Origin of the sequence: Frankia sp. CcI156 (assembly GCF_001983015.1) — a bacterium.
Taxonomy (GTDB): Bacteria; Actinomycetota; Actinomycetes; order Frankiales; family Frankiaceae; genus Frankia; species Frankia casuarinae.
Map to the genome: position 1 here is coordinate 1 of NZ_MOMD01000090.1, position 11,718 is coordinate 11,718.

The following is an 11,718-nucleotide window of genomic DNA, read 5'->3' on the forward strand; positions in this document are numbered from 1 at the left end:
GTCCTCGGTCACGCACAGTCGCCGGGCTATCCGCGTGTTGGAGTAGCCGCGGGCCGCGTCCAGCACGATCGTTGACCGCTACCAGTCCCGGTACGGCGTCCTGCGCCCGTTCACGCGGGCCTTGAGCCGTCTGCGTTCGCTCGCGGTCAGGTCTATGGGTACGGCAACGCGGGGTGACGGCATCACGCACTCCGGGAGCAGGCGGGGTGGGCGTCCACGGCGACGGCGGGATGATCGTAGCGATCTGCCGGGTGCCGGCAGACTGGTGGGCATGACGGTGATCCCCGAGTCCACGACGTCCTCGATCCGGCTGCGCCTGCTCGATCATGCGGAGCAGCGCTGGCCGCAACTCGCCCGCACCGAGGTCACCTACCGTGGCGCGTTCGCCTACGTCGCCGGCGTCCTGCCCGACGGCGAGGAGATCCCCCTGTGCCGGTTGCGCTACGGCGGGTCAGCCCACTCGTTCGGCTTCGCGATCTACTCCGCCGCCCACAACCGCTACCAGGAAGCCGCCCTGCTCACCGGCTACCTCGCCGGTAGCCCCCAGGACGCCCTCGACACCGCCTGCACCGTCCACCTCCCCACCGAACCCAGCTGATCACTGCACCCCCAAAGGACTTCCAGGCTCAACCACTTAGCGCGCGGAAACAGGACACCCGCATCGAGTCAGGCGACGGCGGTCCTCAGAACCCAAGAGGTGACGCGGGGTCGGCCAGGGAGGTCAATCCGTCCCGTGCACCACAACAGTGCCCGGGACGGGTCACCTTCCGGAGCGTCAGGGAAAAGCCGTCCGAGGATGGCGACGCTCAGCGGCTCGGGAGGCGACCACGCGATTTCCAGACCCTGGGTAATGTCGTAGGTGTGGACCAGGGTCTCGCAGACGCCCAGCGCGGCGAAGCCGCTGGGATCGGTGGCCCCCCAGTGCCAGGAGCGGACCTCCGGCGCGGCTCCCGACACCGCCGCGCCGAGCAGACAGCCGCACACCCTAGCCAGTCGCAAAATCTGTCGCGGCGACGCGCCCGGCCGAACTGTCAGGTCAAAGGGCAGGTATTTCTCGTCGCTCTGGGCTGTGAGCTGTACAGCATAAGCCGCGAGGTCGTGGACCACGTGCGCAGCGGTAGTCCAGCAGGTCCACTCCAGGGAACCCGCGGGTATGTGCCAGTCGATTTCGTCATGAGGGGCCAGTACCCGCACCATCTCGGCCACGGCCTGCTGCACCTCGTCAGCACCCACCAAATGCATGGCCCAAGTCTGCCAGCTGGATGGCCAAGGGTCACGGCCCGTGGCGCAGGTTGTTCGACCTGCCGGCCGAAGCGCTGGTGACGAGCGGGTGGGGGCCCAGGGCGGCGGCAAAGTTGCTGGTTAGCAACCGGCCTTCTTGATTGTTTCGAGGGGTCGYTCGGGGTGGCGGGCGTGGTGGCGTAGGGCCTTCGCGATGTTCTTCGCGCCGGTAAGGCGCAGGATGGTGATCGCGAGGTTGCGGAGGCTGGTCATGACCTGCGGCGCGTTTCCGGTGYGGGCGCGGTGTCTGTCCTCGTCGTAGGTGACATCGCGGACCCAGTGGAGGCGGTTCTCGATGGCCCAGTGCGCTTGGGCGAGTTCGGCGAGCAGCCTCGGGCTGGCRTGGTGCGTGGGCAGGCTGGTGACCGCGTGGACGGTTTCGGCTGTGGCTGGGCCGCCGGGCCAGGGGCCGGCGGTGGCGGATGATCCGGACGGACTGGACCGCGTGGGGGAAGCCGATCCCGGCGCGGACCTCGGTGGCCTGCACGGTCCGGCGTTCGACGCGGCCGTGGCTGCGGCTTCTCGTCCGCGACGTGGTGCGGACCTTCGTCCAGCGCAGGGTCGCCAGCTGGGCCAGCAGCGTCGGCCGGTTCGCCTCCACAATCAGCAGGTAGTGCGCTCCGTGGTCGACGAGCCAGGTCGCGGTGTCGTCCTGGGTGTGCAGCGCGTCTTATGGTGACGTCTTCGTTATGCCGACGTGCCGTGGCCTGAGGTGAGCCCCGTTTCTCGGACACCTGCATAGTAGGGACCTTATCCTTCTTATGCGGCGTCCGCAATAGTTGCGATAGTCGCGTGGTAGAGGTTTTCGGCCTGTTCGGGGGTTTGGTAGCGCAGGGTGGAGTGGCGGCGTTTCTCTGGGGGTCGGACGCTGGTCCGGGCGCCTGATCTCTGCGTTTGCGCAGCTCAGGGGCTGTTGACTTGAAGGTATGTTCTGCAACAGGTGTGGTGCAAGGGTGACGCGCCGGGGTTTTTATCGGCTCGTCGGCGGGGTGTTGATGCGGGTTATCATTTCGCGGTTCGCTTGCCGGGCGGCGGTGAGGTCCTGGTCGCGTTCGGCGAGTTGGAGGCGTAGGTCGACGACGTGCTGCTCGAGGTTCATGATTCGTGCGTTGAGTGTGTCGATGTCGGCGGGTGCGCCGAGTCCGGACTCGCGCCAGGTCTGTTCACCGAGGGTGCCGGACAGGCGGTTTTCGAGTTGGTGGATGCGGGTGGCGAGGCGGATGGCGCGTTCGTGGGCGGCGAGTAGGTCGGCCTGCAGGGACGCTCGGGTCACGGTGGGTCCGGCGCTGGGGTTGGGGGCGGGCTGGGCTTCGAGGGCGTGGGCCTGTTCGAGCAGGTCGCGGTGCCGGTAGAGGAAGGTCCGGTCGACGCCGGCGGCGCGGGCGATGCCGCTGATGGTGATCTCCTTGCCGGCGGCGTGGGCGCTGGTGAGGGCGGTCTGGACGCGCTGGCGGCGCCGGTCGGTGTCCGCGCGCCGGCCCTGGGCCATGGCCGCGGTGCGCGGGGTGGTCATGGCGTCGCCTGGCCGGTGGGGACGGCTCCGGCGCGCAGGCGGGGCATGCCGAGCAGCGCGGCGCGGTGCCGGCGAACGGTCGCGACGGCGTCGTCGATCTGGGTGCGTTCGGGCGCGGTGAGCTCGTCGAGGCGGGCGCTGACACGGCCGATCAGCCGGCGGATGCGGGTGATCTCCTCGTCGGAGGGCATGGCCTCGGCTCTCGCCCAGTCGTCGACGTCCGCGGCGGCGAGGAGCCGTTCGCGGGTGCGCAGCAGGTCGTCGAGGTAGCTGGTCAGCTCGGGCAGGTAGGAGACGTCGGTGCGGAAGTGGTCGCAGCCGGCGCAGCGGAACCGGTAGGGGCAGGCCTGGCCGCCGGCGGTGACGTTAGACGGCTCGGCGCAGATCCCGAACGGAACGGCGACCTCGCCGATGGCCCGGCGGGCGTGGGCGGTGTCGAGGAGGGCTTGKGCCTGTTGCCAGACGCGGTTGCCGTGCCGGTCGAACTGCAGGGCGGTGAGCCGGTCGACGRCCTCGCGGCGGCGCTGTTCGCCGACGCGGTAGTACTGCCGGGTGGTGTCGAACTTGCGGTGGTCCATCAGCTCGCGCAGCACGTCGATCGGGACGCCGGCGTCCGCGTGCCGCTGGGCGTAGGTGTGCCGGTAGGCGTAGAGCACGATCCTGCTCCTGTCGAACTCGACTCCGTCGCTGGTGGTCAGGGTCGGCATCCGGCTGACCCAGGTCCGGTGGTGGAACGACAGGCTGAACGCGGTGATCGGCCGGCGGCCGGCGGGGTTGCGCCGGTCGGTCGGCAGCAGCGCGAGTTCGGCGATCGGGGTGTCCGGGAAACGGCCGCGAACCCGCCGTTGCTGGGTGACGACCAGGTCGGCGGTGTTCTCGCCGATCGGGAGGCGTCGGCCGAGCCGGTGACCTTTGTGGTTGGTGTAGATGAGCAGCGGCGCACCGTCGGCATCGCGGGTCAGGCAGTCGAAGCCGAGGGCGGCGATCTCCTCGGGGCGGCGGCCGGTGTCGATCGCGAGCGAGAACGCGGTGCGCATCTCCGCCGAGGTGAGGCTGTCGAGCTGGTCGCAGACCTGCCGCATGATCTCCGGGGGGAGGTCGCGGTGCGGCTCGGCGGGCTCCGGCTGGGCGGGGATGTCGTCGCGGTGGACGGCGAAGTCGTCCCCGAGTCCGCTCGCGAGCCCGCCGGGGCGGGTCAGGCCGAGCGCGCGGATCCGGGTCAGCACCGTGCGGACCTCGCGGCAGGTGCGGATCCGCGCGTCGCCGGTGATCGTACCGATCGACTCCAGGTAGGCCAGCCGGTTCAGGAACGCCTCGATGTCGCCGCGGCGAAGGTGCAGGTGGAAGCGGGGGTGGCGCAGCAGCCAGTTCTTCACCGCCGGGGTCTTGTGGGTGGTGTAGTTGTCCAGGACCAGGTGCAGGTCGTAGCCCTTCGGGACCGAGCAGTCGATCAGTTTGAGGAAACGCAGGAACTCCTGATGGCGGTGCCGCCGGTAGGTCTGCGCGATCACCGCCCCCGACGTCGGGTCGAGGGCGGCGAACAGGCTCGTCGTGCCGTGGCGGACGTAGTCGTGGGTCATCCGCTCCGGCGTACCCGGCATCAGCGGCAGCACCGGTGCGGTACGGTCCAGCGCCTGCACCTGGGATTTCTCGTCGACGCAGAGCACGATCGCCTTCTCCGGCGGGTCCAGGTAGACCCCGACCACGTCACGGACCTTGTCCACGAACAGCGGGTCGGTGGACAGCTTCCAGGTCTCGACCAGGTGCGGTTTCAACCCGAACGCCCGCCACATCCGCGACACCRTCGACTGCGACAACCCGCTGGCCCTCGCCATCGACCGCGACGACCAGTGGGTGTCACCGTTCGGTGGCTTCTCCTCCAACGTCCTTCCGATCACCGCCTCGACCTGCGCGTCGGTGACCTTGCGCGGCGCCCCTGGACGCGCCTCGTCCGACAGGCCCTCCAACCGGTCGACCGCGAACCGGCTCCGCCACTTCGCGACCGTCCCCCGCGTGATCCCGAACTCGGTCGCGATCCCCGCGTTCGTCCCACCCTCCGCGCAGGCCAGCACTATCCGCGAGCGCAACGCCAGCGCCTGCGCGGTCGTGCGCCGCCGAGCCCACCCTTCCAGCACCGCACGCTCGGCAGCCGACAACTCGATGGGTTCCGCGCTCGGGCCAGGCACCAGCCCATTCTATCCGCCCACGAATCTACGACTCAGGACACTAGAATGAGCACGGCAGTTCTTTGATGCCATTCGAGAAACTGGACCGCTGGCGAACGGCCGGGCCGCTGACGTGGACGTTTGGCAGTCTGGTCAGAAGCTCCTTGAGCATGATGGTGATCTCATGACGCGCGAGATGCGCGCCCAGACACCAGTGCGGCCCAGGGCCGCCAAATCCGAGGTGCGGATTCKGATCACGGGTGATGTCAAACCTGTCCGGCGCGTCGAACACCGCGGCGTCCCGATTCGCCGAATTGTAGAACATCACCACTCGATCGCCCGGCTGGTAGACGTTCCCCGACAGCTCGGCCGGTCGGACCAGCGTCCTGCGCATCCAGGTGGTCGGCGTCGCGTAGCGGATCACCTCTTCGACCGCGCCTGGCAGCCGCCCCGGGAGATCCCCGAGCAGCGTCGAGCGCTGCTCGGGGTGCTCCGTGAGCAGCGCGAGGGCGTGGGACAGCGCATTGCGCGCGGTCTCGGCGCCGGCGACGATAAGCAGGGTGAAGAACTTGCCTAGCTCATCGCGCGTCAGGTGGTCCCCGTCCACATTGGCGTTGATCAACCTTGTGATGAGGTCGTCACGCGGATCCTGGCGGCGCTCCTCGGCAAGCTGATGCATCAGAGCATGCAGTTGCCGGTACTTTCGCACCAGCGTCTCCGCGCGGCCGCCGCCGGCCACCTCGGAATACTCCGGGTCGCCGGCCGCGAGAATCATGTCGGTCAGGTTGAAGAGATCCTTCTCCAGCTCCTCTGGAACGCCTAGAATCAGCCGCATCACCCGCATGGGCATCGGTGCCGCCACGGTCTCGACGAAGTCGCACGTCCGCGCGTCCTCGAGATCATCGACGATTCTCTCGGCGATTTCCCCGACTGCGGCAGTCATGTCGGTGACCATCCGAGGGGTGAACACCCGGGCCGCGATACGACGCAGACGAGTATGCCTGGGGGCATCGAGGCTGATGATGGAGCCGGCGAACTCCTGGACCTCCTCAGGCAGGTCGTCCAGACTCGTCGCGACCGGTTCCGAGCTGAAGTCGGCGGGGTTGCTACTCGCGATGCTGATGTCAGCATGCCGGGTGAGAGCATAGAACCCAGCGCCGTCCGGCGTCGGGCAGAAAACTGGCTGCTTCTCGGATCGCAGTCGGGCGAAGACCTCGTTCCTCTCCTCCTGCGGGGAGTCCCAGAACGTGAGATGAAGCAGGTCCGGCGCCATGACAGTCATCGAAGTCTCCTTCGAGTCTCGGAGCGGAAAACTAGGGCGTCGAGCCGGCAAGGCGACGCATGAAGTCCGCACTGATGATTACCGCCCGCCTGTGGGTGCCATCGCACACAATTTCGTCGTCGAGGTTTCTGACCTCGAAGGAGAAGTCCATCTTCCTGGCGAAGTCGCCGGCGGTCACCCGGTACTCCACGTGCTTACCCACTCGAACGGGCAGCCGGTGGCGCATCGTCACTGAGACACCTACCGTCATCTCACCGTCGGCAAGACGCGGCTTCATGACCGCATCACACATTCGCTCGATCTCGCCGAGGATCGCCGGCGTGGAGAGCACGTCGAGTCCACTGTTTCCCCACCGTTCGGCGGAGTCGGCCGGTGACACTTCTTTCGTCACTGTCGCCGCCAGGGTCCTGGTCATGGTTCGACACCTCCGTCTGTCAGACTTCCGAGCCGGCCCTCAGCCAATTGTCGCCATACTCCCGCCCCAACTGGCTGAAGATATTCTTCTTCTGCATCTCATCCGTGCCGCCGGCGATGCGGAACGCGGCGGCGTCACGAAGGTGCCGCTCGATTCCGACCTCACGGTCACAGCCCAGATGCCCGAAGAGCTGCACGATCTCCAGCCCGRCCTCGACAATGCCCTGAGCGGACAGCAGCTTTGTACAGGAGGCCAATGTCCCCGCCCGCGGGTCCTGGCACCGCAATGCATCGAGCGTCACATAGGACAACGCGCGGGATGCCTCGACCGCCACCTTCGTCCGCACCAGCTTATCCTGGATGTACTGGTGCTCTGAGATCGTCGTCCCGAATGCCTCGCGCGTATTCGCACGGTCGAGCGCGACGGGCAGCAGGGATTCCATGTGCGCGGCCGCGATAATTCCGAAGCTCAGCCGGTCGAGCGCGAGGCACCAGTGCAGGATCGCCATGCCGCCGCCGACCCCGCCCAGAACGCTTTCTGTGTCGACCGACGCGTCCCGCATCCGGATAGGCCCGAGCGGGCTGGTGCGCAGGCCGATCAGATCCTCGTTCACGCCGAACTCGACGCCGGGCTGGCCGCGCTCGATCAGGAAGAGCGTGATGTCGCGCTTCCCGACGCCGGCCACCCGCCCGACGATCACTACGACGTCGGCCTCTGGCGCGTTGGTGATGTGGCACTTGTGGCCACTGAGCTCGTACTGGCCGTCGGCAACCGGCCGCGCGGTCGTGCGGACCGCCGCGACATGCGAGCCGCCGGTCGGTTCGGTGGCGGCCGTCGCGCCCACCTGGCCGGCCATCAGACCGGGCAGGTAGCGTCGCTGCTGCTCTGGGGTGCCGTACCGGAGCAACAGCTGGATAACGGCGCCGTGCGCCCCGACGGACACCAGGAACCCCGGATCGTTCGAGCCGAGGGTGAGCCCCTCCAGGGCCGCCATGTAGTCGGCAAGGTCTCCGCCGTCGCCGCCCAACTCCGTAGGAACGGCCACGTGCCAGAAACGGCTCCGAGCAAGCTCGCCCCACAGCGCGCGGTCGAAGGAGCTGTCGCGGTCACGGGCCTGGCTGCTAATCGCCACGGCGGACTTCCCAAAATCGAAGAAGTTTCCTCTGAGTTTCAGTTGGGACGACTTCCACGCCATATCCACCTTGCTGCTCCCCTCTCGTTCCGGGTTACGGGCCGTTTCCGGTCACCACGTGACCAGCGACCATCCCCAGGTCATTCCCGCGCCAAAGGACATCATCAGAACCGTGTCGCCGGAGTGGATACGACCATCGCGTACCGCGGTGTTCAGTCCGATCGGGACTGAAGCGGCCGCCGTGTTCCCGAGGCGATCACCGATCACCACCAGCTGTTTCGGCGAGAACCCCGCGCTCAGGGCGCACTCCTGGACGAGCCGCGGGTTCGCCTGGTGACACACGACATGATCGATCTCGTCCAGCGTCAGATCATGCTCCTCGATGACCTCTCTGACCATCACGGGAAACTCGGCGCGAACGACCGAAGCCACCTTGTGGCCGACCATCTTTGCGTAGTGTTCACCACTGTCGATCTGCTCGTGCGAAAGCGGCAGTCGTGGGCCACCGACGGCGATCTCGGCCAGGTCGCCGTCTGTTTTGAATCGGCTGCCGAGGATCCCGCGACCGGACGTCGAGAAGCCGAGAACGGCGGCACCCGCGCCATCTCCGAAAATCGCGTACGTCTGCCGGTCGGCCGGATCCAGCACACGCGAGTACGCATCGCTGTCGATCACGAGCGCGTGTCCGCGGATCGTCCGAGAAAGTATGAGCGATCGCGCGATCTCGATGCTGTACAGGAAGCCCGCGCATGCCGCATTGACATCAAACGAAACCGCGCCTCGAACGCCGAGCCTCGCCTGCACCATCGGAGCTGTCGGCGGTATGAAGCGGTCGGGTGTGGATGTTGCAACGATCACAGCGTCGATCGCGGCGGCGGCGACGCCGGCCTCCTCGATGGCCATCGCCGCAGCCCCCACAGCGAGATCAGTATTGCTCTCGCCTGCGACGAAACGCCGTTCCCGGACACCTGTCCGGGCCTCGATCCAGTTCTCCTGGACATTGAGCACATCGGCCACGTCCGCGTTTGAGACTCGGCGCCTCGGTAGACTAGAACCCGTGCCCAGAAAACCGACGCTCTCGACGCGCCCTGCGAGCACCATTCTCTGTTCCCTCCTGCGTGCGAGATGCGCGGCTCCCGCTCCGCGGTCGCCAGGCTTACACGATCGAGAGACAACAAGGCGCTCCTACTATGGCTCTATCGCGGCACCGCGCCCCGGCCCTGACTTGACTCACGTTGATCGCTTTAACAAGATTTCAGGTCTGTGACCTGCGGTGTTGTGTCGCTAGGTGGTGAAAAGTCCGCACTAACACGTCGGCTCTACGCTGGGCCGGGTTTCTCTGTAGTTGCGGACGGTGAAGACGAAGTCCGGGGCGCGGGCGGTGCAGATCGTGTACTCGTCGCGCGGGGGCTCGTTGGAGCTGGAGCACATCGGCTCGGCGCACGACGACGCGGCGCTCGARGCGTTGCGCGCGGTGGCGCGGCAGCCGCTGGCCCGCGGCCAGGGCGAGCTTGACCTGGGCCTGGACGACGCGCCACCTGCGGGTGGGCCGCTGCCGATCACGTCGACGCGGTCCGCCGCGCTGTGGGACGCGCTCAGTCGTGCCTACGACCTGCTGGGGTTCAGCGAGGCGGCCGAGGGCGACGAGGTGTTCCGCCACCTCGTGCTGGCGCGGATCATCGAGCCGACGTCCAAGCAGGACAGCCTGCGGGTCCTGGAGGAGACCGGGATCGAGCCGGCCTCCTATGCGACGGTCAAGCGGCGGCTGCCGGTCTACGGGATCGACGCCTGGCGGCAGTCACTGTCGCGCCGGGCCGCGGCGCACGCGGCGCTGGGACCGGCGTCGCTGCTGCGCTACGACGTCTCCACGCTCTACTTCGAGACCGACGAGGGCGACGGGTTCCGCGAGCCGGGCTAATCGAAGGAACGCCGCCTGAAACCGCAGATCACGATCGGGCTGCTCACCGACGCCTCAGGCTTCCCGCTCATGGTCGACGCGTTCGAGGGGAACAAGGCCGAGACCCACACGATGCTGCCCGTGATCCGGGCGTTCATGGCCGCCCACCAGCTGCCCGACGTCACCATGGTCGCCGACGCCGGCATGATCTCCGAGGCGAACCGCAAGGCGATCGAGGCCGAAGGCCTCTCCTTCATACTCGGCATGAAGCTCCCTGAGGTTCCCTACATCGTCGCCGCGTGGCGGCGCAACCATCCCGGCGAGGACATCCCCGACGGCCAGATCTTCACCCAGCCCTGGCCCGCCGGCGCGACCGACCAGCGTCGCCCTCTGGCCAGGTCATCTACTACCAGTACAAGGCTCACCGTGCGCGGCGCACCCTGCGCGGGATCGACGAGCAGGTCGCCAAGGCCGAGAAGGCCGTCGCCGGGAAGATCCCGGTCAAGCGCGACCGGTTCGTCCGCCTCACCGGCGCGGACAAGTCCGTCAACCGAACCCTCGAAACCCGGGCACGGGCCCTGGCCGGGTTTCGAGGGCTACATCACCAACCTGCCCGACCCGACACCCGAGTTCGTCCTCGATTCCTACCACCGGCTCTACAACATCGAGAAGTCGTTGCGGATGTCGAAGAGCGACCTCGCCGCCCGGCCGATCTACCACACAAACACGAGTCGATCGAGGCCCACCTGACGATCGTGTTCGCGGCMCTCGCGATCTCCCGCCTCGTCGAGCAGGCCACCGGCTGGTCGATCCGCCGGTTCGTCAGCACCGTACGCCGCTACCGCACCGTCGAGATCCAGGCCGGCGAACACACCCTCACGGCCGCCCACCCGCTACCCGACGACCTCCGCGACGCCCGCGACAAGATCCACCAGCCGTCGGGAGGACCGCACTAACTTGAGCCAAGTCAGGTTACAAGGTTACACGATCGAGAAACAACAGGGCGCTCCTACTATGGCTCTATCGCGGCGGCGCGACCCAGCCTTGTCACGAAGACCGGGAAGATGAGCGGCCACGACGACCTGCGTCTGGCGCCGAATTAAGGGAGACGGCCGCCGCGACTATCATCGATCTTTGGTGTCCAGCAGAGGGCCGGGCCCGATTCACAGGCGTCGTAATAGGCGCACGTTAGCGGATTGCGGAAGATTGCTCTCCGCAACGGTGCCACGGCTGCCTGGCCGGTCCTGTGCGGATACCAAGGAGGGCGATTTTCAATGGTCGAGACCGAGGCGCATGGCAAGCGTCGGAACAGTGCCGAGGGCAGGCGACCACTGTGACGGCGTCGGCGGTGATTGCCGGTATCGGCAGCTACCTGCCGCCGCGGGTGGTACACAACGACGAGCTGGCCGGCCGGTTGGACACGACGGACGAGTGGATAAGGTCGCGAACGGGGATCGTCTCCCGGCATTTCGCGGTGCCGGRCATGGCGACGTCGGACCTGGCGGTCTACGCGGCACAGAAAGCCATGAAATGCGCGGACACCGACAGTGTCGACGCGCTCGTGCTCGCCACGACGACGCCTGACCGGCCCTGCCCGGCGACCGGCCCGACCGTCGCTTCCAAACTCGGCCTCGGCGGGGTGGCCGCCTTCGACGTGGCCGCGGTGTGCAGTGGCTTTCTCTACGCCTTGGCGACCGCGTYCGGTCTGATCGCCGCCGAGACGGCCGAGCGGGTCCTCGTCGTGGGCGCCGAGACGTATTCGTCGATAGTCGATCCGACCAACCGCTCGGACGCGGTCATCTTCGGCGACGGTGCCGGGGCGGTCGTCCTGCGCGCCGGTCGCRGCGACGACATCGGCGCGCTCGGACCGTTCGACCTGGGCAGCGATGGCAGCGGCCGTGATCTGATCACGGTACGTGCCGGGGGTTCAGAGCAAAGGCTGGCCCCTAATGGGACATACCGGGCAGCCGTGAGGCAGGCTCGGTTCCGGTAGCCGCCAGCAGGTGAGCACTCGAGGCCCCTGGACGCAGGAC

General features: G+C 67.6%; 10 protein-coding genes and 3 pseudogenes. 3 read left to right on the top strand and 10 right to left on the bottom strand.

Translation table 11 applies throughout. The features are described 5' to 3' along the window. Window positions 1-271: 271 nt before the first annotated feature. Complete coding sequence (locus tag CcI156_RS22625; RefSeq protein ID WP_076808098.1) at window positions 272-598, top strand: hypothetical protein; 327 nt, start codon at window positions 272-274, stop codon at window positions 596-598. 68 nt (window positions 599-666) lie between these two features. Here CcI156_RS22625 and CcI156_RS22630 read toward each other — a convergent pair whose 3' ends face one another. The 10 genes and pseudogenes from CcI156_RS22630 to CcI156_RS22670 form a co-directional block, all read right to left on the bottom strand. Then, the gene (locus CcI156_RS22630; RefSeq protein ID WP_023841872.1) at window positions 667-1,242 is read right to left on the bottom strand and encodes a maleylpyruvate isomerase N-terminal domain-containing protein; all 576 of its coding nucleotides are present in this window, start codon (window positions 1,240-1,242) and stop codon (window positions 667-669) included. A gap of 120 nt (window positions 1,243-1,362) precedes the next feature. Continuing rightward, window positions 1,363-1,494 (bottom strand): hypothetical protein, encoded by a 132-nt coding sequence (locus tag CcI156_RS27460; RefSeq protein ID WP_023841871.1) that lies wholly within the window; start codon window positions 1,492-1,494, stop codon window positions 1,363-1,365. Between the two features lie 30 nt (window positions 1,495-1,524). Further along, window positions 1,525-1,884, bottom strand: a pseudogene (locus CcI156_RS27975) (transposase); the annotation flags it as partial. A gap of 367 nt (window positions 1,885-2,251) precedes the next feature. Next, window positions 2,252-2,794: a DUF6262 family protein gene (locus CcI156_RS22640; protein ID WP_023841869.1), complete on the bottom strand. Its 543-nt coding sequence runs from the start codon at window positions 2,792-2,794 to the stop codon at window positions 2,252-2,254. After that, the gene (locus tag CcI156_RS27280) at window positions 2,791-3,876 is read right to left on the bottom strand and encodes a site-specific integrase (RefSeq protein WP_175637654.1); all 1,086 of its coding nucleotides are present in this window, start codon (window positions 3,874-3,876) and stop codon (window positions 2,791-2,793) included. Before CcI156_RS27280 ends, CcI156_RS22640 begins: the two co-directional genes overlap by 4 nt. A 252-nt stretch (window positions 3,877-4,128) precedes the next feature. Then, window positions 4,129-4,980 (bottom strand): annotated as a pseudogene (locus CcI156_RS27285) (IS630 family transposase); the annotation flags it as partial. A 40-nt stretch (window positions 4,981-5,020) separates the two neighbouring features. Beyond that, complete coding sequence (locus tag CcI156_RS22655) at window positions 5,021-6,241, bottom strand: cytochrome P450 (protein ID WP_076808091.1); 1,221 nt, start codon at window positions 6,239-6,241, stop codon at window positions 5,021-5,023. Between the two features lie 31 nt (window positions 6,242-6,272). Then, a complete protein-coding gene (locus CcI156_RS22660) occupies window positions 6,273-6,656 on the bottom strand; it encodes a thioesterase family protein (RefSeq protein ID WP_023841866.1) in 384 nt (127 codons plus the stop codon). Window positions 6,657-6,675: 19 nt separating this feature from the next. Beyond that, window positions 6,676-7,851: an acyl-CoA dehydrogenase family protein gene (locus tag CcI156_RS22665; RefSeq protein WP_217697746.1), complete on the bottom strand. Its 1,176-nt coding sequence runs from the start codon at window positions 7,849-7,851 to the stop codon at window positions 6,676-6,678. Between the two features lie 48 nt (window positions 7,852-7,899). Beyond that, on the bottom strand, window positions 7,900-8,889 hold the full coding sequence (locus tag CcI156_RS22670; RefSeq protein WP_023841864.1) for a 3-oxoacyl-ACP synthase III family protein: 990 nt from the start codon (window positions 8,887-8,889) through the stop codon (window positions 7,900-7,902). A gap of 280 nt (window positions 8,890-9,169) precedes the next feature. Between CcI156_RS22670 and CcI156_RS22675 the strand changes: the two are divergent. Beyond that, window positions 9,170-10,641 (top strand): annotated as a pseudogene (locus CcI156_RS22675) (IS1634 family transposase). A 377-nt stretch (window positions 10,642-11,018) separates the two neighbouring features. Beyond that, window positions 11,019-11,678, top strand: a complete 660-nt coding sequence (locus CcI156_RS22680; RefSeq protein WP_076808095.1) for a hypothetical protein — start codon at window positions 11,019-11,021, stop codon at window positions 11,676-11,678. Window positions 11,679-11,718: the final 40 nt, after the last annotated feature.

Excerpts from the sequence above, each read along its gene's own strand:
- CcI156_RS22660 (WP_023841866.1), bottom strand. The coding sequence starts at position 6,656 with ATGACCAGGACCCTGGCGGCGACAGTGACGAAAGAAGTGTCACCGGCC.
- CcI156_RS22640 (WP_023841869.1), bottom strand. The coding sequence starts at position 2,794 with ATGACCACCCCGCGCACCGCGGCCATGGCCCAGGGCCGGCGCGCGGAC.
- CcI156_RS22625 (WP_076808098.1), top strand. The coding sequence starts at position 272 with ATGACGGTGATCCCCGAGTCCACGACGTCCTCGATCCGGCTGCGCCTG.
- CcI156_RS22630 (WP_023841872.1), bottom strand. The coding sequence starts at position 1,242 with ATGCATTTGGTGGGTGCTGACGAGGTGCAGCAGGCCGTGGCCGAGATG.
- CcI156_RS22670 (WP_023841864.1), bottom strand. The coding sequence starts at position 8,889 with ATGGTGCTCGCAGGGCGCGTCGAGAGCGTCGGTTTTCTGGGCACGGGT.